Genomic DNA, 23,432 nt, shown 5'->3' with positions numbered 1-23,432 from the left:
GGTGCGGGCCGGACGCCGGGCGTGCCAGGATCTCCGGATGCCCATTCGCGCCCTGACCTTCGGATCCGTGGCGGAAGCCTACGAACGTTACCGGCCCGGCTACCCGGCGGCCGTCGCCGAACTGCTCCTGCACTATGCGGGCCGGCCGATCCGCACCGCCCTGGAGATCGGCGCCGGCACCGGCAAGGCGACCCGCCTGCTGGCCGCCTGCGGGATCGCCGTGACGGCATGCGAACCGGACGCCGCGATGCTCGCGGAGCTGCGCCGGCACGTACCCCCGTCGGTGCGGACCGTTCAGGCGCCGTTCGAGGAGCTCCGGCCGGGGCAGACCTACGACCTCGTCTACGCCGCGGCCGCCCTGCACTGGACCGACCCGCACGACCGCTGGCCGCGCATCGCCGCCCTGCTCGAGGCGGGCGGTGTCGTCGCCAGCTTCGGCGGCCCCGCGGAACTCGCCGACCCGGCGGTGCGGGAAGCGGTCCGCGCGGCCCGGGAACCGTTCCTGGCCACCGACGAATTCCCCTCCCCCGACGGCACCCCGCCGGAGAGCGCCATGCAGTGGCCCGGCACCGAACTCGAGAAGTCCGCACTGTTCACCGACGTCCAGCAGCACGTCATCCCGCGCCGCATCACGGTGACCGCCATCGACTACGTGGGCCAGCTGTCGACCGTCTCGGCCTACCTGCAACTCCCCGCCGAGCAGCAGCAACAGGCCTACCGGGCGATCGAGCGGGCCCTGCCGCCCACCGTCGAGATCGACGCCGACATCATCGCCCACCTGGCCCGCCGGAATTGATTTCCCTCCGGCCGATGAGTTCCGCCGGCCGGCCCGGTCTACCTGACGACACCGACGAACGCGACACACCCGAACGCGAAGGACACACCACCATGGCGAAGGTCATCTCCACCCTGTTCATCTCGGCCGACGGCGTTGCCGAGATCGACCCCGACTGGCACTTCCCGTACTTCGACGACAACATGGGCCGCGCCGTCAGCGAGGACTACGAGACCGCCGACACCCTGCTGATCGGCCGCGACACCTACGACAGCTTCGCCGGCGCCTGGCCCGACCGGGAGCAGGCCGGCGGCGACGACGCCCCGTTCGCCAAGCAGATCGGCGACATGCGCAAGGTGGTCGCCTCCCGGCAGGCCCTCGAGTTCACCTGGCGCAACAGCGAACTGCTCCAGGGCGACCTGGTCGACGCCGTCACCGCCCTCAAGGCCGACGACAGTGTCAAGGGCATCCTCATCCCCGGCTCGATCTCCATCGTGCAGCAGCTGCTCGCCGCCGGCCTCGTCGACGAGCTGCGCCTGCTCATCCACCCGGTCGCGGCACGCAAGGGGCGCAAACTCTTCGACGACGGCGACACCGCGTACCACCTCAAGGTCACCACGACCGAGGCCTTCCCGACCGGCGTGATCCGGGTGATCTACACGCCGGCCGAGGCGCCCGCGCCCGCCGGTTACGACGAGGCGAAGACCCAGCTGCCCACCGAGGAGTGAGCGCCGGGCGGTCAGCCGGGGGTGGGCTGACCCGGGCGGTCGGCCCGGGTCAGCCCACCAGTTCGCGCAGCATCTCGGTGCCCGCGGGATCCCACAACTCGACCGTGTACCGCAGCCCGAGGCCGGTGAGCACCCCACCCAGCTCATCGACCCGGGCCGGGTCCACCACACCGCTGAACATCACCCCGTCGGGGAGCTGCTGCAACTCCAGGCAGGCCCACTCGCGCTCCACCTCGTACGCGGTGAAGGAACTCGACCGGGCCCGCCAGCCGGAGCCCGCGAACAGCTGCGCGATGCGGGAGGCGTCCGGCAGGTCACGCAGCAGCCCGTACACGTTGTTGTCCAGAACCGCCAGCTCACCGTCGAGGCGCGGCCCCGGCGTACCACCCGAGGTGATCTCCATCAGGCGCTCGCCTCGCGCGCGTCGAGCAACTCGTCCCAGTGGTCCCGGGCCCAGGCGCACGCCGCGTCCATCGGCGCGAGCAGGCTGCGCCCCAGCGGCGTCAACGCGTACGCCGTCGCACCTGCCCGCACCACCCGCTCGACCAGCCCGTCCCGTTCCAGCAGCCGCAACGACTTGGTGAGCGCCTTCGCGGTGACGCCCCGCAACGGGACCCGCAGCTCCGAGAACCGCCGCGGCCCGTCCTCCAGGCACCGCACCACCATGCCGGCCCACTTGTCGCCGACCCGGATCGGCGACAGGCCGGACGGGCACACCGGGTCGAACATGTCGGGGTCCAGAGTCGTCCGCACACCGCCAGCCTAGCTTCAGTCTCACCCTGCGCGGCGGGGTCTCCGCGCCAGCTCCTCGTACTGCTCCGGGCTGAGGATCATCAAGTCCTCGGAATCGTCCGGCACGGATTCGTCGGCCTCAGGGGTGCCGTCCGGTGGTGGTCACGACGGCATCGCGGGTTTCCGATCGGATACCGGCACCCTCGGTACCGTCGCCGCCATGAGCAGAATCGTCATTTTCGGCGCGGGCGGACGCGCCGGCCGCGCGGCCGTCACCGAAGCGCACGACCGTGGTCACCAGGTGACCGCCGTGGTCCGGGACCCCGCCGCGCACCCCGGCGCCATCGCCGGTGACGTGACCGACCCGGCCGGCATCGCCCGCGCCGCCGCCGGCCACGACGCCGCGATCGCTGCCGTCCACGACCCGGCCGCCGATCCGCACGTCTTCCACACCACTGCCGCCCGCGCCCTGCTCGACGGCCTGCGCACCGCCGGCGTGCCACGGCTGCTGGTGGTCGGCCTGGCCTCGCTGCTGCCGGCGCGCGACGGCACCCCGCTGATGGACACCCCCGGCTACCCGCAGGAGTATCGGTCCTTCTTCCTGGCGCACGCGGCCGGCCTGCACGTCTTCACCACCGCCGGCACCACCGTCGACTGGCTGTTCCTCAGTCCCGCCGGCGACTTCGACCACACCGGCGCCCGCACCGGCCGCTACCGCACGGCGCCCGGCGACGCGGCGAGCCGCATCACCTACGCCGACCTGGCCGTGGCGCTGCTCGACGAGATCGAGCGGCCGAAGCACCACCGCACCCACCTGGGCGTCGAGGCCGCCTGATGCCCGAGCAGGTGCACGACAGTCCGCTGCCCTTCGTCGCCGGCCACATCCGCCGCTTCGAACAGACCGGCGGCCGGCCCCGCCCCGGGTTCGACGACCTGCTGCTGACCACCCGTGGCCGGCGCACCGGCACGCTGCGCCGCACCGCCCTGCTGCACCTGCGCGACGACACCGGCGACCGCACCACCTGGATCGTCGCCGCCTCCAACCGCGGCGCCGGCCACCACCCCGCCTGGTACCTCAACCTGCTCGCCGACCCGGACGTCACCGTGCAGGTCGGCACCGACACCGTCCCGGCGCGGGCCCGACCGGCCACGGAAGAGGAGAGGGCACGCCTGTGGCAGCGGCTGATCACGGCGATGCCGGTGTACCGCGACTACCAGGCCGCGACCACCCGGCAGATCCCGCTGGTGATCCTTACGCCTCGGCTGTCACAGAACGGGCGGCTGGCCAGTCTTCTCCAGCATGACCCCTGACACCACCGGCGCCCCCGCCGTCACCGCGCTGACAAAGCAGCTTCGGGTGGGCCTGTTCGTCCTGGCCGGCCTGCAGACGTTCGTCTCGTTCTGGCAGTACGTGCTGCCCCGCTCCTTCTACGACAACTTCCCCACCGTCAGCCTCGACCCGCCCTACAACGAGCACCTCGTCACCGACGTCGGCGGCCTCGGCCTCGCGATCAGCGCCGTCCTCTTCTACGCCGCGATCACCCGCGACAACCGGGTGTCGACGGCCGCGCTGATCGGGTACCTCGTCTACGCCGGCACGCACTTCACCTTCCACGTCACCCACTTCGACACCTTCTCGCTTGTCGAAGCCCTCGGCGTCGGCACCGGCCTCGGCCTCGAAGTGGTCCTGGCGATCCTGCTGCTCTGGGTCACCCGCCGCATCGACGGCGCGTCAGTCCGGCGGTGACGCCGGTCGGTCCCCGAGGCTCCGGCCCCGGGACCGGAGCACGTCGAGCACCCGGTCCTGCTCCGCCGGGGTGAGACCACCGGACGGAATGCCGTACGCCTTGTTCCAGCCCAGCCAGAGCACGATCTGGCCGCCCGTCCGGCCGACTCCGGTGATCGTGGACCAGGCCAGGTCCTCGGTCCCGAAGGCGGTCGCGGCGTGCACGCCTGTGGCATCGATCCGGTACGCGGTCGGCCGGCCCAGTTTGTGGGCGTTCTGCTCCACGGTCTGCCGCGGCGTGCGCCACAACTGGTACGCGACCATGCCCAGCCAGACGCCGCCGAACGTGAGAGCGCTCGCCGTCGTGACCACCCCGGCCTGCACCAGGACGACCACCACCGCGAGCACGCCCAGCGTCATCGGGCCCCAGACGCGGAGCAACAGCCGCACCACGAACGCCTTGGTCAGCCGGGCATCCCCCTGAGCCTGAAAGGTCAGCTCCCCCGTGTCCTCCATGCCCGCAGCATAGTGATCACCGTCGTGCTCATCTTGTGCCACGCAGGGCGGCGTAGACGACGACGTTGTCGGTGTAGTGGCCGGTTCCGGTGTCGAAATCGCCCCCGCACGTGATCAGGCGCAGGCCGGCGTGGTCGATCGGGCCGTAGACGGCGTCCGAGGGAAACCGGTCCTTCGGGTAGCGGTCGGACGCGGTGACGGCGAAGACGGCGGTGCGGCCGTCCTCGCGGGTCACCCGGATCTCGGCGCCGGGGCGCAACCTCGTCAGGTGGGCGAAGGTGCCGGCGGCGCCGCGGTAGTCGACGTGGCCGGCGAGGACGGCCGGGCCGAGCGAACCCGGTGTCGGTGCCTTGGTGAACCAGCCGACGGTACGGGCGTCGCCGGGAACCTGCATCGTCCCGTCGGCCTGCAGGCCGAGGCCAATCACCGGCACGTCGACGTCCAGGGCCGGGATCGCCACGCGGGTCGGCACCGAGGTGGGCAGCAGTTCGCCGGTGGTCAGCTCGGGCACGGCCTCGGAACTGCCGGGCGGGACCGCCGGGGTGGCGGCGGCCGGGGTGGCGGCGGGCCTGCTGTGGTCGCGCGTCCCGCGGAACGCAACGGCCCCGGCGACCACCAGCACGACGAGGACTGCGATCACCAGGCCGCGGCGCACGATGCGGGCCGGAGCCGGGCGCGGCACCGGAATCATCGGCCGGTGCGGCGGGCGGACGGCGGGCCGGGCAGGGTGAAGGCGCGGCGGCGGGTGACGACCAGGACGGCCAGGGTGGCGAGCGCGGCCAGACCCCCGTACCCGATCCAGGTGTTCCGGTCCTCGCGGGCGCTGCCGTCGCCGGTCGCCACCCCGCCCACCGGCACCGAACCGGCCGCCGCCCCCGTGACCATGCCGCACAGGGCCGGGTCGGTGGCCTCCTGCGGGATGCCGTCGAGGCCCGCAGCGGCGGCGAAGGTGGATTCGCCGCGACCGCCGAGGTCGTACTTGCCGTTGCCGTTGACGTCGATGCCGTGCTGCACGATGTGCAGGTCCTTGAGGTGGGTGATGGTGCCGGGCGGAAGGTCCGCGGCGGCGATGGTCCGGTCGTAGGCGAGGTCGCCGTTCTTGTCGGCGGCCGGCATCCGGTCGACGGCCAGGCCGCTGGCGCGCGACGAGTCACCGCGGGTGGTCAGGGAGATGAAGATGTCGCCGTAGGACGGCAAGCCCTCCTCGGTGGTGAGATAGCCGTCGGCGTCGGCGTCGGCGGACATGGGCGGGCAGTGGAAGTTCATGCTGTCGCTGGAGCCGTGCAGGTGCTGGGCGTGCGGGGAGTTCGGGACCAGGCCCGCCGCCCGGATGCGTACCCGCAGGTCGCCGTTGTCCAGGGCGGTCAAAGTGGCGGTGCCGGTGGCTTGGGACCTGTTGAGTTCCAGGAGCCGGACGTGCACGGACTCGCTCGCCCGGGCGGCGACGGGGGTGGTCAGCAGCAGGATCGCGGCGGCGGGGGCGGCCAGCAGGATGCGGGATGCTCTCATGAGATTTCTCCTCGGAGACGGGGTGGCTCAGCGGGCGGAGACGGGAGACGGGCGGTTCAGCGGGCGGAGCCGAACAGGTCGACCAGCTGGCGCTGCGACCGCACCGACGCCGGCCAGTCGGCGTCGGTGGTGGAGAACCGCAGCAGATACGAGCTGCGATCCGTGACCGCGATCAGGACCCGGCGGTCGTGCCGGGTGGTGTCCGAATCGGATCGCCAGGTGTACTCCCAGTCGGCGCCGCCGCGCCCGAGCAGCAGCACGCCCATGCTGATCCGGGAGTAGCCGGGGAGCCGGCCGTCGGCGCGTTCCGCCTTCTCCCGGCGCTGCCAGTAGGCCAAGGGCTCCCGGGTGACGACGGCGGCGATGTTCACGGTGAACGCCCGGTGGCCGCGCGGATCGGTGAAGCAGACGACGTTGCCGCTGGTGGACCGTTGCCAGCCGGCCGGAAGTGACAGCGCGAACCCGGCCGGGTCGCGGAACCAGACCCAGCCGCCGGGCAGACCGGGCGGGACGTTGCCGGTGGCGGCCACGACCGGTCCGGTCACCGAGCCGGTGCCCGATCCGCACAGCGCGGCGGGCAGGACGGGCGGCTGCGCGGCCGGGACCCGCACGAGCGGGGACGGCCGGGACAGGGGCGGCTCGGACAGGGACGGCTCGGACAGCGACGCCGGCGGGGAGGGACGCGAGGCGGCGGCGACCGGCGGTTGGAGGCCGAAACGGGCGGCGGCGGCGACGCCGGCGCCACCCGCGGCCAGGGCGAGCAGGGCTGCCACGGCGAGAGGCGAGAGACGGGACCTCGATCGGGTACGCGGAACCGCGACCTGTGCCCGGCCACGGAACCGGCCGTCGCCGGCCAGGACCGCGCGCAGCCGCCGCTCCACCTCCGCCGACGACGGCCGGCGTGCCGGATCCTTCTCGAGCAGGTCCAGCAGCAGCGGCGACAGCGGGCCGGCCAGTTCCGGCACGCCGGGGGCGTCCGACAGCAGGGCACGCAGGGCGGACTCCGGACCGGTACGGGCGAACGGCGCCCGCCCCTCGACGGCCGCATACAGGGTCGCGCCCAGCGACCACAGATCCGCCGGCACCCCGGAGTCCTGCGACAGCAGCCGCTCCGGGGCGATGTAGTGCGGCGAACCCAGCCGCGGATCCGGCCCGCCGTCGTGCCCGGGCGCCGCCGCACCGATCGTGGCCAGCCCGAAGTCACCGAGCACCACGCGGCCGTCCCGGGCGAGCAGCACGTTGTCCGGTTTCACGTCACGGTGCAGCACCCCGGCGGTGTGCGCGGCCCGCAACGCGGCAAGCACGTGCAGGCCGATGCGGGCCACCTCGCGCGGCGGCAACGGGCCGTCGTCGCGCACCGCCCGGTGCAGGGACCGCGAATCGACGTACTCCATGACGATCCACGACCGGTGGTCGTACTCGACCACGTCGTACACCTTCACCACGCCGGGATGCTCCAGCCGGGCCGCGGCCCGCGCCTCCCGCATGGTCTGTCCGTTCGCCGGCAGGGCGGTCTCCTTGACCGCCACCGTGCGTTGCAGCAGCTCGTCGCGGGCCTGCCAGACCTGGCCCATGCCACCCGAACCGATCAGTTCGAGCAGCCGGTACCGGCCACCGACCAGGTCCGTGCCGGTCATCGCCCCACCCCGATCCATCGACTGACGGGGATTCGGAGCGGGGACGACGGCGGACGGGTGCGCGGCTCAGGTAATCGTCACCAGCGCATCGAGCGGGGTCGTCGGGGTGGCCGAACCCGGCGCCGGTTCGACCGTGACACCCACCGCGGACGCGCCGGGCAGGCCCTCCACCACCCGCGTCACCGTCGACTGACCGGTGGCGAGCGGGCCCTCCGACCGCGGCGCACCGGCCCGGATGGTCCACAGCTGGTAGACCCGGTCCGCGGCCGGCGCACCGTCCGCGGCCAGCATGATCACGCCGGCGCCGCTGAGCCGGGAACTCGCCACCGTGACACGGCCACCGCTGGTCAGCGGCTCGTCGCGCAGCACCACGTCGGGGGCGGTCAGGATCGCCCGGATGCGGGACTCCGTGTCCCGGGCAGCCTCGGCGACGGCTTCGGCCCGGCGTACTCTCTGCTCCTGCACCGTGATCGCTGCCGCACCCGCCCCGGCCAGTGCCACCACGACGGCGGCCGCGGCCACCAGCCGCAGCCGGCGCGCCGGCCGCACCGAGCGCGCCGAACGCACCGCCACCGGCGCCTGCCGGGTGGTCGCCACCGCGGCCAGCACGTTCTCCCGCAGCCGCGGCGGCGGCACCGACCAGGCGCCGTCGGCCAGCCGCGCCGCCGTCTCCCCCAGGTCGTCCGCCTCCAGGCGGCACGGCTCGCAGTCACGCAGATGCCGTTCGAAAGCCGTCCGCTCCAGCTCGTCCAGGGCGTCGAGGGCGTACGCGCCGACCAGGGCGTGGATGTCCGCGCTCACGCCGCCACCCCCGGCGTCAGGCAGTCCCGCAACCGGATCAGGCCGTCCCGCATCCGCGTCTTGACCGTGGACAGCGGGATGTCGAGCAGCTCGGAGACCTGCGGATAGGTGTGACCCTGGTAGTAGGCGAGCGTGACGGCCTGGCGCTGCAGGTCGGTGAGGTCGTCCAGGCAGCGGCGCACCTGCTGGCGTTCCAGCCGGACCGTGACCTCGTCGGCGACCTCGTCGTACGGCGTGTCCACCGACGCCGCACCCACCCGCACCGTCCGGTCCGTGGCGGCCTGCTCTGCCCGCACCCGGTCCACGGCCCGCCGGTGCGCGATGGTGAACACCCAGGCCGTCGCCGACCCCCGCTCCGGGTCGAAGCGCGCCGCCGTGCGCCACACCTCGACCAGCACCTCCTGCGCGACCTCCTCGGCCTGCCCCGGGTCGCGCAACACCCGCCGGATCAGCCCGTAGACCCGCGGCGCCACCAGGTCGTAGAGCTTCCCGAACGCCGCCTCGTCACCGCGGGCGACGGCCTTGAGCAGCGCACCCGCATCCGGTGGCGCCCCGGCCCCGCCCGGCAGCGGGGTCAGATGGTCGCGCCGGCCCTGCTCTGCCATGGCTCTCCGCTCTCCCGGAATCACTCGTCCGGAAGGTCATTCGGCGCCGAGCCGGCCCCGGACTGCCGCGGCCCGGCGATTTTTCGCCCCGCGATCACGGTACGCCCGGGCAGCGCACCGGGAGGGCCTGTCCCGAGCGGCTCTCAGGTCAGCGGCGCGTACCAGCGGGCGCCGGTGACCAGGATGCGGGTGGTCTGTCTGCGGTTCCACTGGATGTTCATGCCGTGCCGGCGCAGCGCCGGGAAGACGGTCTCGTCCAGGAGCAGTTCCAGATCCTTCTGGTACGACGCCTGCTGCTCCGCCTCGGGCAGCGCCGCGTAGGCGTCCTCGTCGAAACCGGCCGGTGGGTAGACGCCGTACCCCAGGTAGACCGAACCGCCCTCGCTGGAGATCAGGGACTCGGTGTCCTGCCGGTGGTACCAGACGTATCCCCTCCAGTGCCGGGAGTCGTCGCGCTCGTCGTGGATCTCGGCGGAGGCGCAGGTGCCGCAGCAGCTGAAGTTTTCCCGCGCCAGCACCCCGGCCGCGTTGAGCTCGTCGAACGCGGCCGTCAGGTTACTGCGCACGGTGCCGAAACCGCGCTGCTGGGCGCGGCGGGCGTCGAGCGCCTTCTCGTACGCCGCCGCCAGCTCCTCATCGGTGAGGCCGTGGCGTTCCTCGTCGTCGTCGAGGTACTCCACGAACTCCGCGGCGTCGTCGTCGCCGAGCACCACCCAGTCCCAGATCTCGCTCTCCAGCTCGGCGCGCGCCGGCTCGGCGATCCGCTCCGGCAGGAACCGGAGACCGGCGGGACGTTCGTTGTAGGCCCAGGCATCCGCTGTATTCACCGCATCCACGCGGGGATCATGTCACGGGTGTCCGCTGCGAGCGGGAACACGTCCGTCCGGCGGTGCTGAGGGCCGCGCGTCAGCGGGTCAGCAGGGGTTGCAGCACCTCGTGGACGTAGGTGTTGGGGTGTTCGCCGGTGAACCGCTCGGCGAGCGGGCCGTACGCGCTGACCGGCACGTTCTGGCCGGTGTGGCCGGTGGTGGTCCAGTCGATGAAGAACTGGAAGTTCGTGCCCTTGACCGGGAACGGCCCGTCCTCCGCCGACTCGCCGCTGCCCGACTCGTCCTCGGCGTCGACGTCCTCCACGGCCAGGCCGCCGGTCTCGTGGTCGCCGGTCACCACGACCAGGGTGTCGCGATGGTTGGCGGCGTAGGCGCGGGCCACCGCCACCGCCTTGTCCAGCTCGCCCATGGTCTGCAGGGTGCGGCGGGCGTTGTTGTTGTGCGCGAACTCGTCGACGCCCTCCTCCTCGACCAGCAGGAAGAAGCCGTCCCGGTCGGTGGAGAGGTTCGCCAGGGCCTTCTTCGTCATCGTGGACAGGTCGACCACCGGGTCGTACACGTCGCCCTCGCCTTCCGGGCGCTGCTGGAACATCTCCTGGTTGGCGAAGAGGCCGAGCAGTTTGCCCGGGCGCGCGGCGGCGAGCTGTGCGGGGGTGGAGACGTACTGGTAGCCGTCGCGCCGGGCCTGGTCGATCAGGTTGCCCCGGGTGCCGCGGCTGCCTTCGGCAGGGTCTTCGGCGGGCTTGTCGGGGTACGCCCCCGGAGTGCCCGCGGGCAGCCACCAGTCCTCGCCGCCACCGAGGATGACGTCCGGCTTCGACACCTCGAGGTATTGCCGGGCGATGTCGTCCTGCGCGGCCCGGTCCACCGCGTTGGCGAAGAATGCCGCCGGGCTCGCATCGGTCACCTGCGCCGTCGTGACCAGGCCGGTCGCCTTGCCGGCGGCCTTGGCCTGCGCCCCGAGCGTGGGCAACGGGTTGCCGTCCACGTCGACGCTTATCGCGCCGTTGTAGGTGCGCTCCCCGGTCGCCCAGGCGCTCGCGCCGGCGGCCGAGTCGGTGATCGCCGACTCCGGGTCGTGCGGGCTCGTCGTGAGCTGGCCGGACACCGGAAGCCGGTCCATCGTGAGCCGGCCGTCGAGGCCCGCGTAGTAGAGGCGGGCCGCTTCGCGGTGCGCGGCCGCCATGCCGTCACCGTTGATGAAGATGACGTTGCGGACGGCGGGCCGGGAGTCGCCCTTCTCCCCGGTGGCGAGCGGGCTCAGGGCGAACAGGCTGATGGCGGCCACCGGTGCGGCCAGCCAGCGGGCGGAGCGGACCAGCATGTCTCCTCCTACAACTTCGTCGGTGTGGTGGAGGACCTACCCCAGGGGCAGGCATAGATGCCAGTAAACGCCTCGCGGTTGCCGGAAAGCCAGCGTCCGATCACTGCGGCGGCGCCGGCCTGGCTTTCTGCGGGTAGATCGTCTCGTGGCGGGCCAGCATCGCGACGAACTCGCCGATCTTCCGCTCGCGCGTCTCGGCCCGTTTGACGGCACCGAGCCGATGGATCAGAGCGTACCGGTTGGTCTTGGTCAGTACGTCGAACATGGCCTGGGCGGCCGGCTCGGCGGCGATCGCGGCCAGCAGGTCGGCGGGCACCTCGGCCTCCGACGGCGGCGCGTAGGCGGCGGCCCACCGCCCGTCGGCCTTCGCCGCCTCGACGGCGGCCCGGCCGGACGGCATCATCAACCCGGCCGCCTCCAGCCGGGCGACGTGCGTGACGTTCCGCTGCGAGCAGGAGCTGCGCGGCGTACGCGGAGTGAACCTGATCCACGAACTGGCCTCGTCACGCCGGCGGGCCTGCCCGTCGATCCAGCCGAAGCACAGGCCCTCGTCGACGGCCTGCTGCCAGGTGAGCGTGGTGACGGCGCCGCCCTTCTTGGTCAGGGCCAGCCACACCCCGGCCGACGTGGCGTGGTGCTCCGACAACCACGCACGCAACTCCCCGGCGTCCGCGACGATCAGTTCCGGCAGTTCGGCTCTCCCCATGCACGGCAGGCTAGCCGCAGCCGCCGCACCGGGGCGCGTCACGAACCCAGGTGTCGCAGGACGGCCAGGACGCGCTTGATGTACCCGCCCTCGGTGGTCAGCCCGAACTTGTCGAAGATGGCGTTGACGTGCTTCTCGACCGCGCTCTGCGAGATGAACAGCTCCTGGCCGATCCGGCCGTTCGTCCAGCCCTGCGCCATCCGGTCCAGGACCTCGCGTTCCCGGCGGGTCAGCGTGCTCAGCGGGTCGGCGTGCGCGGGCCGGGCCAGTAGCTGGCGCACCACCTCGGGGTCGAACGCGGCACCTCCCCCGCCGACCCGGGTCAGCGCGTCGAGGAACTCGTCGACCCGCACCACCCGGTCCTTGAGCAGGTAGCCGACGCCCGAGGCGGTGCTGCCGAGCAGTTCCGCGGCGTAGCGGCGCTCGACGTACTGCGAGAGCACCAGCACGCCCGTACCCGGCCAGCGGCGCCGGATCTCCAGGGCGGCCCGCAGCCCCTCGTCGGTGTGGGTGGGCGGCATCCGCACGTCGACCACCACGACGTCGGGCGGTTCGGCGGCGACCGCGGCGAGCAGCGCGCCGGCGTCACCGACCGACGCCAGCACCTGATGTCCCTCGTCGGCGACCAGCCGTTCCAGGCCGGCCCGCAGCAGCGCGGAGTCCTCGGCGAGCATCAGGCGCACGGCAGCACCGCCTCGACCACGGTCGGGCCGCCGGCCGGGCTGTCCACCCGGAACCGGCCGTCCAGCGCCGCCACCCGCCGGGCGAGGCCGGTCAGCCCGCCCCCGGCCGGGTCGGCGCCGCCCCCGCCGTCGTCGTGGACCGACACCCGCAGATCCGCCCCGGCCCGGTGCACCCGCACCGCGATGCGGCCGGCACCGGCGTGCTTCACCGCGTTCGTCACCGCCTCGCAGACCACGAAGTAGGCCACCGTCTCCACCGCCGTCAGCGGCTGCGGACCCAGGTCGACGTCGAGGGTGACCGGCACCGCCGACCGGTCGGCCACCATCTCCAGGGCCGCCGGCAGACCCCCGGCGTCCAGCGCGGCCGGGAACACCCGCCACGCCACCTCCCGCAGCTCGACGAGCGCGTCGGCGGCCTCGTCGTGGGCCTGCCGCACCAGCGTGACCAGCCGCTCCCGGTCGACGGTCGCCGCCGACCGGCTGGCCTGCCCGAGCAGCATGCCGAGGGCGACGAGCCGCTGCTGGACACCGTCGTGCAGGTCCCGTTCGATGCGGCGGCGCTCGGCGTCGACCGCGGCCACCACCTCCGCCCGGGCGTGCGACAGCTCGGCGATGCGCGACTCGTAGGCGGCCCGGCGGTCCGGCACCAGCAGCCGCCGGGCCAGCGAGCAGTCCATCCGCCCGGCCGCGAGAATGCCCTGCACGTCGAGGAAGAGCAGCACGGCCGCAGCGCCGGCGAGGTACGTCACGGTGAACGGCTCCGCCGCGATCCCGTCGACGGGCCGGCCCGCGACCCAGCCGGCCACCACCGCCACCGCCGTGCCCGCGCCCCAGAACAGCAGCAGGAACAGCAGCGCGCCCAGCAGCCCCACCGCGACCCGGGCGACCAGATAGATCATCGCCCGGCCGCCGTCCACCGCACCGCCGGCCCCGGCGCCCAGCCACCGGTTGACCCGCCGCCGGTCGAGCACCGCCAGCCACCGGGCCCCGTCCAGCAGCGGGCGGCGCGGGCCCGGCACCACGGCGGCCAGCATCGCGATCACCAGGTACGCCGCGCCGACCGGCCAGGTCACCGCGCCCAGCGCGACACCGAGGATCGCCTGCGGGTGGCGTGACCAGGAGTTCATCGGTCTATTGTGGCCCGCCGCAGCCGGGACACCACGAACCAGACCGCGGCGGCCAGCACCACGACGATCACCGTTCGCTGCAGCAGGCCCGTGTACCGCTCGACCGCCGCCCAGTTCTCCCCGAGCTGGTAGCCGGCGACGACGAAGACGGTGTTCCAGATCAGGCTGCCCGCGGTGGTGTAGAGCAGGAACCGGCCCAGCGGCATCCGTTCGATCCCGGCCGGCAGCGAGATCAGGCTCCGGAAGATCGGGATCATCCGGCCCAGGAACACCGCCTTGCCGCCGTGCCGGGCGAACCAGGCCTCGGTGCGGTCCACGTCAGCGAGCCGCACCAGCGGCAGGCGCTCGGCGACCGCGCGCATCCGGTCCCGGCCGAACCAGGCGCCGAACCCGTAGAGCAGCAGCGCACCGGTGACCGAGCCGAACGTCGTCCAGAACAGCGCCCCGGCCAGGCTCAGGTCACCCCGGCTGGCCGCGAACCCGGCCAGCGGCAGGATCACCTCGCTCGGTAGCGGCGGGAACAGGTTCTCCAGGGCGATCGCCAGCCCGGCACCGGGACCACCGAGCGTCTCCATCAGGTCGACGACCCAGCCGGTGATGCCGCCCTCGTCAGCAGAAGTCATGGCTCCGACGCTAGGCAGCGGCGGTTGTCACTCCCATGGGGCACGACACAGACCTCACCTGTGGTCGACCACAGTCCGGCCGGTCAGCTCACGGCCTTGCGGACCAGCTTCTTGATCAGGGTCTCGGCCTGTTCGGTCAGCTCGGTGATCGCGAACGACGTCGCCCACATGCCGTTCTCCTCGTCCAGGTTCGCCGCCGTGGAGAAGCCGAACGTCGAGTAGCGCTCCTTGTCGCCCTGACCGCTGCGGAAGAAGCAGACCACCTTGCCGTCCCGGGCCCAGGCGGGCTGGCCGTACCAGAGTTTCGGCGTCAGCTCGGTGGTGGTCTCCGCGACGAGGGCGTGCAGCCGTTCGGCCACCGCGCGGTCCGGCTGCGCCATCTCGGCGATCTTCGCCAGCACGTCCGCGGCGTCGGCGGCCGCCTTGCCCGCGCTCTTGCCGCGGCGTGCCTCGGCCCGCAGCTCGGCCGCGCGGTTCTTGACGGCGGCGCGCTCGGCCGCGGACATGCCGGTGCCGGAGGACTGGGACGCAGGACTCACTCGGTACCCCCTTCTCTGGTCCGTCGGGATGCTGCCCACGTTAGACGCGGGCCACCGGCCACGCCTTCTCCATTCCTGACCGATCCCGCTCATCCACGCCGCGGGGTCTAGGCCTTCGCCAGCTGACGGACGGTGCGCCGGCCGCGGACCTTACGCCACACGTCGGCGGCGGCCGCGCGCATCGTCAGCCAGAGCACGCGCACGATGCCCGTACCCCTGAGCAGGGTCTCGCCCGCGATGGCCGCCGCCCGGTCGATCACCATGCAGGCCCGCGCGAAGTCCTCCTTGTCGTCCTGCAGCTCCCACAACCGCTCGGCCTGCTCCCAGGCCATCGCCCGGGTGGTGCGCACCAGGACGCGCTGACTCCAGTCGTCGAGTTCGCCGACGCAGCGGTCGATCTCCAGCTGCCACGCGTTCGCGAACCGGCGCCGCAGCGGCGGGATCTCCTCGTAGAAGATCCGGTTCACCAGCAGGTAGTCGGGGTGCTGCGGGCCGTCGCCCGGGTGCCCCAGCCGGCGCCAGGTCGCCATCACGGCGAACGCCAGATCGTGGTTGATGTGCGCGTTGACGCCGAGGACCGCCGCCTCCAGGCCGCTCACCCCCGAGTCCTGGGCCCGGCGGAACAGCACCTCCCACGCGTCCGGGGTGTCCCGGTCCGGCACGCCCCAGGACGACAGGGCCGTGAAGTAGAGCCGCGCGAACTCGACGTCGAGCACCTCGAGCCACTGCCGGTCGACGACGTCCTTGCCGTCCAGATGCGCCGCCACCCGCTCGGTGATCGTCAGGTACAGCGAGTTGAACGCCGCCACCCGGTGCGCCTTCGGGCTCGGTGGCATCTCGTCGAGGATCTGCTGGAGCAGCTTGAGACGCGCCACCACCCCGGCGATGTCCTCCGGCGGGACGCGGCACGCCTCGGCCATCTCCTTCTCGGCCGGCGTCCACCCGTTCACGATCTCGCCGACGTCCGGCTCTATCCGCTTGCGGCACTCGCGCAGCCGCACCGCGGAGGCCTCCACTCGTTCCCGGTCGAATTCCACGCCTCATGGTCACGCCAGGTGCCGTGGCTTCACATCCGATTTACGGCCCACACCCAGTCGGATAGACGACTATGACGCTCCACAGTCAACCGGCCGGTCGCCCGTACCAGGTCAGCCGGTCCTTGATCGTCATCCTGGAGGTGAAATCGTCTCGCGGAAAACGTTCAGGCCCGCCCACCCGACCGTATGCTCCGGCCACCCGTGCGCCCGATTGTCACCATTCCCGGATTCCGCGAACCTGGGCCTGCACAACGGGATGTCCATTGTGATCTTAACTTCTGATCGGCGGTTCCCATGGCGTGGGAAGACAACGGAAGATCATTCGACCAGCACCCGGCGTACCCCGCCGAGCAGGCCGTCGCCCCGCAGGGCTACACACCGCAGTACCCCACGCAGTGGTCCGGGCAGAGCACCCCGGCGGGCCCGCCGCCGCAGCCGGGCGCGACCGTCCAGCCGTACGCCCCGCCGCAACCGGCGATCCCGCACCCCGGCTTCGCCTCGTCGTACCCAGCGGCCGAGGCCCGGCCCCGCGTCTCCGCGGGTGGCCGGCTGGTCGCGGTCCTGCTCGACATCCTGCTGGCGGTCGTCACCCTCTGGATCGGCTGGTTCGTCTGGGCCCTGTTCACCTGGTCGGACGGCCAGTCACCGGGCAAGCGGCTGATGGGTTTCGTGGTCACCGACGAGAAGACCGGCGAGCCCTTCGACTTCGGCCGGATGGTGCTGCGCGAGTTCTGCGTCAAGGCCCTGCTCGGCACGCTCTTCAGCATGATCACCTTCGGCGTCTACTTCTGGGTGAACGCGCTGATGATCCTCGGCGACGGGCAGCGCACCCTGCACGACCGGATGGCCGGTTCCGTGGTGCGCCACCTCTGACCGGCGTCACCCCGGCATCGGCGCGTCACGCCTGACGCCTCGCCGGTAGCCTGCCGGGATGGTCAGCTGGCAGATGAGGGGCGTCGCGGTCGCCACGCGGGTGCTCTACCGGCGCAGATACGTCACCGAGGCCGCCGGGATCCGGGCCCTGAACCGGCCGAAGGGCCCGTCGGCGCCGCCGCGGTCGCTGCCGCACACCAGCACCACCGTCAACGGCTTCACCGTGCACAAGATCGGCGACAACGACCGGCAACCCGCCGTGGTCTACCTGCACGGCGGCGCCTACACCAGTGAGATCGTGCGCCAGCACTGGGCGCTGATCGGTCACCTCGCCGAGCGGACCGGGCTGGAGGTGCACGTACCCATCTATGGCCTGTCGCCGCGGCACCACGGCCTGGAGGCGCTGGAGCTGGTCACCGCGGTGGTGCGCGGGCTGGGCCGGCCCTGTTACCTGGCCGGCGACTCGGCCGGCGGCGGGCTGGCACTGCTGGCGACGCAGGCCACCGACACCGTCGCCGGCCTCACCATGATCGCGCCGTGGCTGGATCTGACCATGTCGAACCCGGGGATCGACGCCGTGGAACCGCACGATCCGTGGCTGTTCCGGGCCGGTCTGCGGCCCATCGCGGCGGCCTGGACCGGCGGCCTCGCGCTGGACGACCCGCGGCTCAGCCCCATCCACGGCGACCTCGGCGGCCTGCCCCCGACGCAGATCCTGGTCGGCACCCGGGACATCACGCTGCCCGACTGCCGGCTCCTGCGCGACCGCCTCCCGGCCCGGACGCCGCTGACATACCACGAGCAGGAGGGCGCGATCCACGTCTACCCGCTGCTGCCGGTGCCGGAGGCGGAAGCGGGCCGCCGGGCGATCGTCGAGCATATTCGCGCCACGATGGCATAAGGACCCGTCGCGCGGGTAGTCCGGCGGCATGCTGGCAGGGACCGAAGAGTCGTACTGGATGGACTCCACGCCGCCGACGTCGTACCCCCCGCTCGCCGGGGACATCGACGTCGACGTGGCGGTGGTCGGCGGCGGCATCGCCGGGATCTCCACGGCGTGGGAGCTCACCGAGGCGGGGCTGCGGGTCGCCCTGATCGAGGCCGACCGGATCGCGGCGGGTGTCACCGGGTACACCACCGCGAAACTGTCCGCGCTGCACACGCTGATCTATCAGGAACTGCCGGCGGACAAGGCGCAGCTGTACGCCTCCTCGCAGCAGCAGGCCGTCGAACGCGTCGCCGAACTCGCCGCACGCCTGGGCATCGACTGCGACCTGGAACGGGTACCGGCCTTCACCTACGCCGAGTCCGATCCGGATCAGGTCCGCGCCGAGGCGGAGGCGGCCGCCCGGGCCGGCCTGCCGGCGAGTTTCGTCACCGGGACCGGCCTGCCGTACCCGGTGAGCGGCGCCGTCCGCGTCGAAAACCAGGCCCAGTTCCACCCCCGCAAATACCTGCTCGGACTCGCCGCCGACCTCACCCGGCGCGGCGGCCAGATCTTCGAACGGTCCCGCGTCACCGGCCTGCACGACCACACCGTCACCACCGAGGCCGGGCACACCGTCACGGCACGGCACATCGTGGTCGCCACCCACTACCCCGTCTTCGACCGGGCGCTGCTCTTCACCCGCCTGGTGCCGCGCCGGGAACTCGTCGTCGCCGCGAGCATCCCGGCCGGGCGGGACCCCGGCGGCGTCTACCTCACCACCGAGCAGAACACCCGGTCGGTGCGGACGGCGCCGTACCGGCAAGGCCACCGCCTGCTCATCGTCACCGGTGAGCACTTCACCCCGGGCGAGGCCGACGTCGCCGAACGGTGGCAACATCTGACCACCTGGACACAGACCCGGTTCCCGGGCGCGCAGGTGGCCTACCGCTGGGCCACCCAGGACAACACCTCCACCGACCGGGTGCCGTTCATCGGCCGATTCCACCCCGGCACCGACCACGTGCACGTCGCCACCGGCTTCGGCGGCTGGGGCATGAGCACCGGCGTGCTGGCCGGCCGGCTGCTCGCCGCGTCGATCACCGGCACCGAACTGCCGTGGGCCGGCCTCTACGACCCGCGCCGGCTCAACCCGGTCCGCGAGGCCGGTTCCCTGCTGAAAGCCCAGGCCAAGGTGGCCGGCCACTTCGTCGGCGACCGCCTGCGCCCGGCACACACCGACAGCGTCGCCGACGTCGAACCCGGCACCGGTGCCGTCGTCCGCGTCGGCGGCCGGCAGTGCGCCGTCTACCGCGACGAGCTCGGCGCCGTGCACGCCGTCTCCGCACGCTGCACCCACCTGGGCTGCATCGTCAGCTTCAACGACGCCGAGAAGGCCTGGGAGTGCCCCTGCCACGGCTCGCGCTTCGGCGTCGACGGCGCGGTCCTGCACGGCCCGGCGATCCACCCGCTCGCCCCGGAGAGCGCCGGCTGACCGCGCGGATCAATCCCGTGGGCGCTGGGCGTGGACGCGTTCGATCGACCCCGCCCTCAGCCGCTCCACCTCGACGACGGTGAACCCGGCCGCCCGTACCCGGGGAAGTTGCCGCCGGGTGAAATGCTCCCCCGCCGCGGGCACGGTGACCCGTTCCAGCAGCCACTGCGCCGCCCGGACCGGGGGCCAGCTGCTCGCCACGTGATCCAGCAGCAGCAACCGCCCGCCCGGCACCAGCACCCGCCGCGCCTCCTCGATCGCCGCCTGCGGGTCCGGGATCGTGCACAGCGACAGCGCGCACACCACCGTGTCGAACGAGCCGTCCCCGAACGGCAGGTTCCCGGCGTCCGCCTCGCGCAGCTCCACCGGCCGGGTGGCCCGCTGCCGGGCCACGGCCAGCATCCGCGGACTCAGATCCACCCCGGTGACCGTGGCCTCGGGCGGGTAGTGCGGCAGGTTCCGCCCGGTGCCCACGCCGACGTCGAGGATCCGGCCGGTGGCGCGGGCGCCGAGCCACTCCCGTCCACCGGCGAACCAGTGCCGCTCCAGGAACGCGATCTTCCGGTCGTAGTCGGGCGCCGCCCGGTCCCACACCCGGCGCACCTTCGCGGTCTCGTCCATCAGCGCTCCCCTTGCCCACGGCGGTTTCGAACGACGGCGGCCTGCCTCATCGGGCCGGCACACCGTCCCGGACCCAGAGCCGGATCTGCTCGGCGGCCTCGTCGGCTACGGCGTGGCCGGGCGGGCGGGTGACCAGGTCGCTGAGCGCGAACATGTCCAGGACCCGCCCCACGTAGGCCCAGTCCGCCGGCTCCTGCCTCACGATCAGCCCCTCGGCCCGCAGGTCGGCCGGCAGACCCTTGGCTCGCAGGTCGGCGGGCAGACCCGCGGCTCGCAGGTCGGCGGGCAGACCCGCGGCTCGCAGGCCCTCGGCGAACCCGGCGCGGAAGGCGTCGAGGAACCCGGCCGGATACCGGGCGCCGAAGCGGGCCATGTTCGCCGCGTCGCCGTACGGGCAGCCGGAATAGGCGAACTCCCAGTCCAGCACCGCGGCGACCCGCCAGCCGGCGCCGGCCCGGGCCACCAGGATGTTCTTCGGGTTGATGTCGGCGTGCACCAGCCGGGCGTGCCCGTCCACCGCCGTGAGCACCCCGGCATGCTCGGCGCACAACCGGACCCAGGCGCGGCGCGTACGCTCGTCGAGCCGTCCCGCCGGAACCGACTCCATGCATTCCCCGGCCATCTCGGCCAGCTGCTGCGACCAGGGCCGTTCCGCGGCGACCGCGAGGTCCGCACCGGTGAAGAACCCGGGCCGGTCGAACGTCACGGCGGCGATCCGCGCCACACACCGCCCGACCTCGGCGCCCAGCTCGGCCGACCCGTCACCGCCGTCGAGCACCGCACTGAGCGGGACGCCGTCCACGTACTCGATGACCATCGCCTGGCCGGGGACCAGCAGCAGAACCTCCGGCACGGGTACGTGCTCGCGCGCGACCGCCATGACACCGGCCTCGATCACCGGATCCGCGCCGCCGAAGCGCGCGACAACCCGGCGGTCGGTGAGCGTGAGCAGCGTGGTCCGGTGCGAGAACCCGCCCGCGAGCACCTGCGACGAGACGAGTTTCCCGCCGAGCGCCGCGACGATGTCGCCCTCGGTCGTCTCCGCAGGCCGGGCCCGCCCGGCCGTCTCCGCAGGCCCGCCACGCTCGGTCGTCTCCGCGGGCCGGGCCCGCCCGGTCGTCTCCGCGGGCCGGGCCCGCCCGGTCGTCTCCGCTGGCCGGGCCGGGGTGGTCAGGACGCCTGCCGGACCGGCATGCCGGCCAGCCACACCTCGGCCAGCTCGTTCAGTGGTACGTCCAGGGCCAGGCTGAGCCCGACCACGGTCCCGAAAGCCGGCGCCGGCAACCGCCCCGCCTCGATCTTGCGTAGCGTCTCCGGTGAGATCCCGGCCGCGAGGGCCACCTCGCCGAGGCTGCGGTCGGCGCGCGCGAGCCGCAGTGCGACACCGAGGCGCCGGCCCGCTGCGATCTGTTCCGGGGTGAGCGGTTGGCGAACCATGCCAGCAGGATAGCGGCAGATCCGGTCGTGGTATAAAAATACCGCTACGGCGAGGGGAGTTTCCATGATCGAGTTGAAGTCGTCCCAGGAGATCGGCCGGATGGCCGTGACCGGCCAGTTCGTCGGCGAACTGCTCGCCGAACTGCGCGACACCGCAGCCGTCGGCGTGAACCTGATGGACCTCGAACACCACGCGCGCCGCCGCATCAAGGAGCGCGGCGCCGAATCCTGCTACTGGGACTACGCGCCGTCGTTCGGCAGCGGCCCGTTCCGCAACGTGCTCTGCCTCTCCGTCAACGACGCGGTGCTGCACGGCCTGCCCCACAAGTACGTGCTGCGCGACGGCGACCTGCTCAGCATCGACATGGCCGTGGGCATCGACGGCTGGGTCACCGACTCCGCCGTCTCGGTGATCGTCGGCACGCCCGACCCCACCGACCTGAAATTGATCGAGGCCACCGAGATGGCCCTCGAGGCCGGCATCCGGGAGGCCCAGCCGGGTGGCCGCCTCGGCGACATCTCCGCGGCGATCGGCGGGGTGGCACGGGAGTACGGGTACCGCGTCAACCTCGAATTCGGCGGCCACGGCCTCGGCCGCACCATGCACGAAGCACCGCACATCCCCAACGACGGCCGCGCCCGCCGGGGCATGAAGCTGGAGCCGGGCCTGACCATCGCGATCGAGCCCTGGTTCTGCAAGTCCACCGACAAAATAAAGTTCGACAAGGACGGCTGGACCATCCGCTCCGCCGACGGCTCCCGCACAGCCCACTCGGAACACACCGTCGCGATCACCGACGCCGGCCCGCAGGTGCTCACCCGCCGCCCCACCGAGGCCCCCACCACCGACGGCCACCTGAAACAGCACACCTCCCACCCCTGACCCGGCCCGCACCGCCGGCGCGTCGCCTCCACGTCACGGTCATCGCGCCGGCCCAGCTGTCACTCACGCCCAGCTGTCACCCACGGTCGCCACAGAGCAATTCCCACAGCCGTGGGCGACAGCCACACGCACCCAGCTGTCACCCACGGTCGTTCCAGAGCGCCTCCCGCAACCGCCAGTGACAGCCGGACTCGCCCCAGCACCCAGCTGTCACCCACGGTCGCCGGGGAGCAGCTCCCACAGCCGCCACTGACAGCCACACGCACCCAGCTGTCACCCACGGTCGCTCCAGAGCGCCTCCCGCAACCGCCAGTGACAGCCGGACTCACCCCAACACCCAGCTGTCACCCACGGTCGCCGGGAAGCAGCTCCCACAGCCGCCACTGACAGCCACACGCACCCAGCTGTCACCCACGGTCGCTCCAGAGCGCCTCCCACAGCCGTGAGTGACAGCCGGACTCGCCCCAACACCCAGCTGTCACCCACGGTCGCTGGGAAGCGCCTCCCACAGCCGCCAGTGACAGCCACACGGCCCCGGCTGTCGGTCACGGTTGCTGGAGAGCCGTTCCTACGACCGTGAGTGACAGCCACTCGCGCCCGGCTGTCGCTCACGGTCGTTGGAGAATGGTCTTGGAGGACCGTAGGCACGAGCCGGCACCGGTCGCGCCGATGCGGCGGCCTTCGTGCCGCGAGTGGCGGCGGCCGGGCCACAGCCGGGCGGGACCGCCGAGATCGCGGCGCCCGGGGTCGGTGGCCCGGCCGGGGGCGCTGGGTCGGGCCGGGGGCGCTGGGTCGGGCCAGGAGCGCGGGGTCCGGCCCGGGGCGCGCGCTAACGCAGGAACGGTTCCCACTGCCGGATGCCGGTGACCTCTACGCCGTCAGTACGGAAATAGGGATCGGCGGCGACGAGCGCGTCGACGGCCGGCCGGCTCGGCGCCTCCACAATGATCACCGCTCCGGTGTCGCCGGTCAGTGGGCCCGCCATCCGGACGATGCCGTCCCGGTGCAGTGTGGTCAGGCGGTCGCGGTGTGCCGGGCGGGCTGCCAGACGTTCCGGGACCGGCCGGAAACGAAGGTCGATGATCCACATAGGGGCAGGCTAGGTGGTTCGGCCGGACGAGGCTGTATCACTTGATACATGGATCCCCTGGCCGCGATCCCGGCGCTGCACCGGCTAGTACGGCAGCCGCCGTTCGTGAGGTGACCTCGGATCCCGCGGGAACGAGGACGGCCACCGCATGATCGTCTGTGCGTTGTGGACACAACATCAGACCTTGCGGTGGCCGAGAGCCACAGCGTA

General features: G+C 72.7%; 28 protein-coding genes and 1 pseudogene. 9 read left to right on the top strand and 20 right to left on the bottom strand.

Translation table 11 applies throughout. From position 1 onward, the window contains the following. The first annotated feature begins 37 nt into the window (after window positions 1-37). Window positions 38-796 (top strand): trans-aconitate 2-methyltransferase, encoded by a 759-nt coding sequence (locus LPA41_RS14845; RefSeq protein ID WP_229070955.1) that lies wholly within the window; start codon window positions 38-40, stop codon window positions 794-796. 92 nt (window positions 797-888) lie between these two features. After that, window positions 889-1,503: a dihydrofolate reductase family protein gene (locus tag LPA41_RS14840; protein WP_229071206.1), complete on the top strand. Its 615-nt coding sequence runs from the start codon at window positions 889-891 to the stop codon at window positions 1,501-1,503. Between the two features lie 49 nt (window positions 1,504-1,552). Here the strand turns inward: LPA41_RS14840 and LPA41_RS14835 are convergent, their stop codons facing one another. Further along, window positions 1,553-1,906 (bottom strand): hypothetical protein, encoded by a 354-nt coding sequence (locus LPA41_RS14835; protein ID WP_229070954.1) that lies wholly within the window; start codon window positions 1,904-1,906, stop codon window positions 1,553-1,555. Beyond that, on the bottom strand, window positions 1,906-2,256 hold the full coding sequence (locus tag LPA41_RS14830; protein ID WP_229070953.1) for a helix-turn-helix domain-containing protein: 351 nt from the start codon (window positions 2,254-2,256) through the stop codon (window positions 1,906-1,908). Before LPA41_RS14830 ends, LPA41_RS14835 begins: the two co-directional genes overlap by 1 nt. A gap of 199 nt (window positions 2,257-2,455) precedes the next feature. Here LPA41_RS14830 and LPA41_RS14825 point away from each other — a divergent pair, with 199 nt between their 5' ends. Genes LPA41_RS14825 through LPA41_RS14815 form a run of 3 tightly spaced genes read left to right on the top strand, consistent with a single transcriptional unit; the run spans window position 2,456 to window position 3,982 of the window. Further along, window positions 2,456-3,070 carry an NAD(P)-dependent oxidoreductase gene (locus tag LPA41_RS14825; protein WP_229070952.1) on the top strand — a complete coding sequence of 205 codons (615 nt, stop codon included), beginning with the start codon at window positions 2,456-2,458 and terminating at the stop codon, window positions 3,068-3,070. Beyond that, window positions 3,070-3,546, top strand: a complete 477-nt coding sequence (locus tag LPA41_RS14820) for a nitroreductase/quinone reductase family protein (RefSeq protein ID WP_229070951.1) — start codon at window positions 3,070-3,072, stop codon at window positions 3,544-3,546. Before LPA41_RS14825 ends, LPA41_RS14820 begins: the two co-directional genes overlap by 1 nt. After that, window positions 3,536-3,982, top strand: a complete 447-nt coding sequence (locus LPA41_RS14815; RefSeq protein WP_229070950.1) for a hypothetical protein — start codon at window positions 3,536-3,538, stop codon at window positions 3,980-3,982. Before LPA41_RS14820 ends, LPA41_RS14815 begins: the two co-directional genes overlap by 11 nt. Here LPA41_RS14815 and LPA41_RS14810 read toward each other — a convergent pair. The 14 genes and pseudogenes from LPA41_RS14810 to LPA41_RS14745 all read right to left on the bottom strand — a co-directional run bounded on the left by LPA41_RS14810 (window position 3,968) and on the right by LPA41_RS14745 (window position 15,898). Beyond that, the gene (locus LPA41_RS14810; protein ID WP_229070949.1) at window positions 3,968-4,477 is read right to left on the bottom strand and encodes a hypothetical protein; all 510 of its coding nucleotides are present in this window, start codon (window positions 4,475-4,477) and stop codon (window positions 3,968-3,970) included. The two genes, LPA41_RS14815 and LPA41_RS14810, sit on opposite strands and share 15 nt — an antisense overlap. A gap of 28 nt (window positions 4,478-4,505) precedes the next feature. After that, the gene (locus tag LPA41_RS14805; protein ID WP_229070948.1) at window positions 4,506-5,159 is read right to left on the bottom strand and encodes a class F sortase; all 654 of its coding nucleotides are present in this window, start codon (window positions 5,157-5,159) and stop codon (window positions 4,506-4,508) included. Window positions 5,160-5,164: 5 nt separating this feature from the next. Beyond that, window positions 5,165-5,986: a hypothetical protein gene (locus LPA41_RS14800; protein ID WP_229070947.1), complete on the bottom strand. Its 822-nt coding sequence runs from the start codon at window positions 5,984-5,986 to the stop codon at window positions 5,165-5,167. A gap of 56 nt (window positions 5,987-6,042) precedes the next feature. After that, window positions 6,043-7,623 (bottom strand): serine/threonine-protein kinase, encoded by a 1,581-nt coding sequence (locus tag LPA41_RS14795; protein ID WP_229070946.1) that lies wholly within the window; start codon window positions 7,621-7,623, stop codon window positions 6,043-6,045. A gap of 66 nt (window positions 7,624-7,689) precedes the next feature. Beyond that, entirely contained in the window at window positions 7,690-8,424 is a 735-nt protein-coding gene (locus tag LPA41_RS14790; protein WP_229070945.1) for an anti-sigma factor domain-containing protein, read from the bottom strand. After that, window positions 8,421-9,029, bottom strand: a complete 609-nt coding sequence (locus LPA41_RS14785; protein ID WP_229070944.1) for a sigma-70 family RNA polymerase sigma factor — start codon at window positions 9,027-9,029, stop codon at window positions 8,421-8,423. The genes LPA41_RS14790 and LPA41_RS14785 overlap by 4 nt, the downstream gene beginning before the upstream one ends. A gap of 143 nt (window positions 9,030-9,172) precedes the next feature. Then, window positions 9,173-9,865 carry a hypothetical protein gene (locus LPA41_RS14780; protein ID WP_229070943.1) on the bottom strand — a complete coding sequence of 231 codons (693 nt, stop codon included), beginning with the start codon at window positions 9,863-9,865 and terminating at the stop codon, window positions 9,173-9,175. Window positions 9,866-9,935: 70 nt separating this feature from the next. After that, window positions 9,936-11,183: an alkaline phosphatase gene (locus tag LPA41_RS14775; protein ID WP_229070942.1), complete on the bottom strand. Its 1,248-nt coding sequence runs from the start codon at window positions 11,181-11,183 to the stop codon at window positions 9,936-9,938. A gap of 100 nt (window positions 11,184-11,283) precedes the next feature. Then, window positions 11,284-11,889, bottom strand: a complete 606-nt coding sequence (locus tag LPA41_RS14770) for a YdeI family protein (protein WP_229070941.1) — start codon at window positions 11,887-11,889, stop codon at window positions 11,284-11,286. Between the two features lie 38 nt (window positions 11,890-11,927). After that, window positions 11,928-12,572, bottom strand: a complete 645-nt coding sequence (locus LPA41_RS14765) for a response regulator transcription factor (protein ID WP_229070940.1) — start codon at window positions 12,570-12,572, stop codon at window positions 11,928-11,930. After that, window positions 12,563-13,699 carry a sensor histidine kinase gene (locus LPA41_RS14760; RefSeq protein ID WP_229070939.1) on the bottom strand — a complete coding sequence of 379 codons (1,137 nt, stop codon included), beginning with the start codon at window positions 13,697-13,699 and terminating at the stop codon, window positions 12,563-12,565. Before LPA41_RS14760 ends, LPA41_RS14765 begins: the two co-directional genes overlap by 10 nt. 11 nt (window positions 13,700-13,710) lie before the next feature. Then, a pseudogene (locus LPA41_RS14755) lies at window positions 13,711-14,322 on the bottom strand (DedA family protein); the annotation flags it as partial. An 83-nt stretch (window positions 14,323-14,405) separates the two neighbouring features. Continuing rightward, complete coding sequence (locus LPA41_RS14750) at window positions 14,406-14,828, bottom strand: DUF1801 domain-containing protein (RefSeq protein ID WP_229071205.1); 423 nt, start codon at window positions 14,826-14,828, stop codon at window positions 14,406-14,408. Between the two features lie 140 nt (window positions 14,829-14,968). Continuing rightward, window positions 14,969-15,898, bottom strand: coding sequence for a DUF5995 family protein (locus tag LPA41_RS14745; RefSeq protein WP_229070937.1), 930 nt, complete (start codon window positions 15,896-15,898; stop codon window positions 14,969-14,971). 294 nt (window positions 15,899-16,192) lie between these two features. On the opposite strand from LPA41_RS14745, the gene LPA41_RS14740 reads away from it, so the two are divergent. The 3 genes from LPA41_RS14740 to LPA41_RS14730 are packed head-to-tail and all read left to right on the top strand — an operon-like array spanning window position 16,193 to window position 19,191. Beyond that, the gene (locus LPA41_RS14740) at window positions 16,193-16,771 is read left to right on the top strand and encodes an RDD family protein (RefSeq protein WP_229070936.1); all 579 of its coding nucleotides are present in this window, start codon (window positions 16,193-16,195) and stop codon (window positions 16,769-16,771) included. Between the two features lie 58 nt (window positions 16,772-16,829). Further along, window positions 16,830-17,672, top strand: coding sequence for an alpha/beta hydrolase fold domain-containing protein (locus LPA41_RS14735; protein WP_229070935.1), 843 nt, complete (start codon window positions 16,830-16,832; stop codon window positions 17,670-17,672). A gap of 28 nt (window positions 17,673-17,700) precedes the next feature. Continuing rightward, entirely contained in the window at window positions 17,701-19,191 is a 1,491-nt protein-coding gene (locus LPA41_RS14730) for an FAD-dependent oxidoreductase (RefSeq protein WP_229070934.1), read from the top strand. A 9-nt stretch (window positions 19,192-19,200) separates the two neighbouring features. Here LPA41_RS14730 and LPA41_RS14725 read toward each other — a convergent pair whose 3' ends face one another. Genes LPA41_RS14725 through LPA41_RS14715 form a run of 3 tightly spaced genes read right to left on the bottom strand, consistent with a single transcriptional unit; the run spans window position 19,201 to window position 21,249 of the window. Then, window positions 19,201-19,812 (bottom strand): class I SAM-dependent methyltransferase, encoded by a 612-nt coding sequence (locus LPA41_RS14725; RefSeq protein ID WP_229070933.1) that lies wholly within the window; start codon window positions 19,810-19,812, stop codon window positions 19,201-19,203. 46 nt (window positions 19,813-19,858) lie between these two features. Beyond that, window positions 19,859-21,019 (bottom strand): phosphotransferase, encoded by a 1,161-nt coding sequence (locus LPA41_RS14720; protein WP_229070932.1) that lies wholly within the window; start codon window positions 21,017-21,019, stop codon window positions 19,859-19,861. Beyond that, a complete protein-coding gene (locus LPA41_RS14715) occupies window positions 20,983-21,249 on the bottom strand; it encodes a helix-turn-helix domain-containing protein (RefSeq protein ID WP_229070931.1) in 267 nt (88 codons plus the stop codon). Before LPA41_RS14715 ends, LPA41_RS14720 begins: the two co-directional genes overlap by 37 nt. A gap of 64 nt (window positions 21,250-21,313) precedes the next feature. On the opposite strand from LPA41_RS14715, the gene map reads away from it, so the two are divergent. Continuing rightward, window positions 21,314-22,132: a type I methionyl aminopeptidase gene (map, locus tag LPA41_RS14710; protein ID WP_229070930.1), complete on the top strand. Its 819-nt coding sequence runs from the start codon at window positions 21,314-21,316 to the stop codon at window positions 22,130-22,132. Window positions 22,133-22,961: 829 nt separating this feature from the next. Here map and LPA41_RS14705 read toward each other — a convergent pair. Then, the gene (locus LPA41_RS14705) at window positions 22,962-23,222 is read right to left on the bottom strand and encodes a YciI family protein (protein WP_229070929.1); all 261 of its coding nucleotides are present in this window, start codon (window positions 23,220-23,222) and stop codon (window positions 22,962-22,964) included. Window positions 23,223-23,432: the final 210 nt, after the last annotated feature.

The organism is Actinoplanes sp. DH11 (assembly GCF_020873875.1).
Taxonomy (GTDB): Bacteria; Actinomycetota; Actinomycetes; order Mycobacteriales; family Micromonosporaceae; genus Actinoplanes.
This window is presented reverse-complemented; position numbering and strand designations above follow the sequence as displayed.

Coding starts and splice junctions, on each gene's coding strand:
- LPA41_RS14810 (WP_229070949.1), bottom strand. CDS start 4,477: ATGGAGGACACGGGGGAGCTGACCTTTCAGGCTCAGGGGGATGCCCGG.
- LPA41_RS14725 (WP_229070933.1), bottom strand. CDS start 19,812: ATGGACGAGACCGCGAAGGTGCGCCGGGTGTGGGACCGGGCGGCGCCC.
- LPA41_RS14795 (WP_229070946.1), bottom strand. CDS start 7,623: ATGACCGGCACGGACCTGGTCGGTGGCCGGTACCGGCTGCTCGAACTG.
- LPA41_RS14760 (WP_229070939.1), bottom strand. CDS start 13,699: ATGAACTCCTGGTCACGCCACCCGCAGGCGATCCTCGGTGTCGCGCTG.
- LPA41_RS14770 (WP_229070941.1), bottom strand. CDS start 11,889: ATGGGGAGAGCCGAACTGCCGGAACTGATCGTCGCGGACGCCGGGGAG.
- LPA41_RS14750 (WP_229071205.1), bottom strand. CDS start 14,828: ATGTCCGCGGCCGAGCGCGCCGCCGTCAAGAACCGCGCGGCCGAGCTG.
- LPA41_RS14815 (WP_229070950.1), top strand. CDS start 3,536: ATGACCCCTGACACCACCGGCGCCCCCGCCGTCACCGCGCTGACAAAG.
- LPA41_RS14835 (WP_229070954.1), bottom strand. CDS start 1,906: ATGGAGATCACCTCGGGTGGTACGCCGGGGCCGCGCCTCGACGGTGAG.
- LPA41_RS14820 (WP_229070951.1), top strand. CDS start 3,070: ATGCCCGAGCAGGTGCACGACAGTCCGCTGCCCTTCGTCGCCGGCCAC.
- LPA41_RS14705 (WP_229070929.1), bottom strand. CDS start 23,222: ATGTGGATCATCGACCTTCGTTTCCGGCCGGTCCCGGAACGTCTGGCA.
- LPA41_RS14825 (WP_229070952.1), top strand. CDS start 2,456: ATGAGCAGAATCGTCATTTTCGGCGCGGGCGGACGCGCCGGCCGCGCG.
- LPA41_RS14730 (WP_229070934.1), top strand. CDS start 17,701: ATGCTGGCAGGGACCGAAGAGTCGTACTGGATGGACTCCACGCCGCCG.
- LPA41_RS14715 (WP_229070931.1), bottom strand. CDS start 21,249: ATGGTTCGCCAACCGCTCACCCCGGAACAGATCGCAGCGGGCCGGCGC.
- LPA41_RS14785 (WP_229070944.1), bottom strand. CDS start 9,029: ATGGCAGAGCAGGGCCGGCGCGACCATCTGACCCCGCTGCCGGGCGGG.
- LPA41_RS14800 (WP_229070947.1), bottom strand. CDS start 5,986: ATGAGAGCATCCCGCATCCTGCTGGCCGCCCCCGCCGCCGCGATCCTG.
- LPA41_RS14740 (WP_229070936.1), top strand. CDS start 16,193: ATGGCGTGGGAAGACAACGGAAGATCATTCGACCAGCACCCGGCGTAC.
- LPA41_RS14735 (WP_229070935.1), top strand. CDS start 16,830: ATGGTCAGCTGGCAGATGAGGGGCGTCGCGGTCGCCACGCGGGTGCTC.
- LPA41_RS14845 (WP_229070955.1), top strand. CDS start 38: ATGCCCATTCGCGCCCTGACCTTCGGATCCGTGGCGGAAGCCTACGAA.
- LPA41_RS14775 (WP_229070942.1), bottom strand. CDS start 11,183: ATGCTGGTCCGCTCCGCCCGCTGGCTGGCCGCACCGGTGGCCGCCATC.
- map (WP_229070930.1), top strand. CDS start 21,314: ATGATCGAGTTGAAGTCGTCCCAGGAGATCGGCCGGATGGCCGTGACC.
- LPA41_RS14840 (WP_229071206.1), top strand. CDS start 889: ATGGCGAAGGTCATCTCCACCCTGTTCATCTCGGCCGACGGCGTTGCC.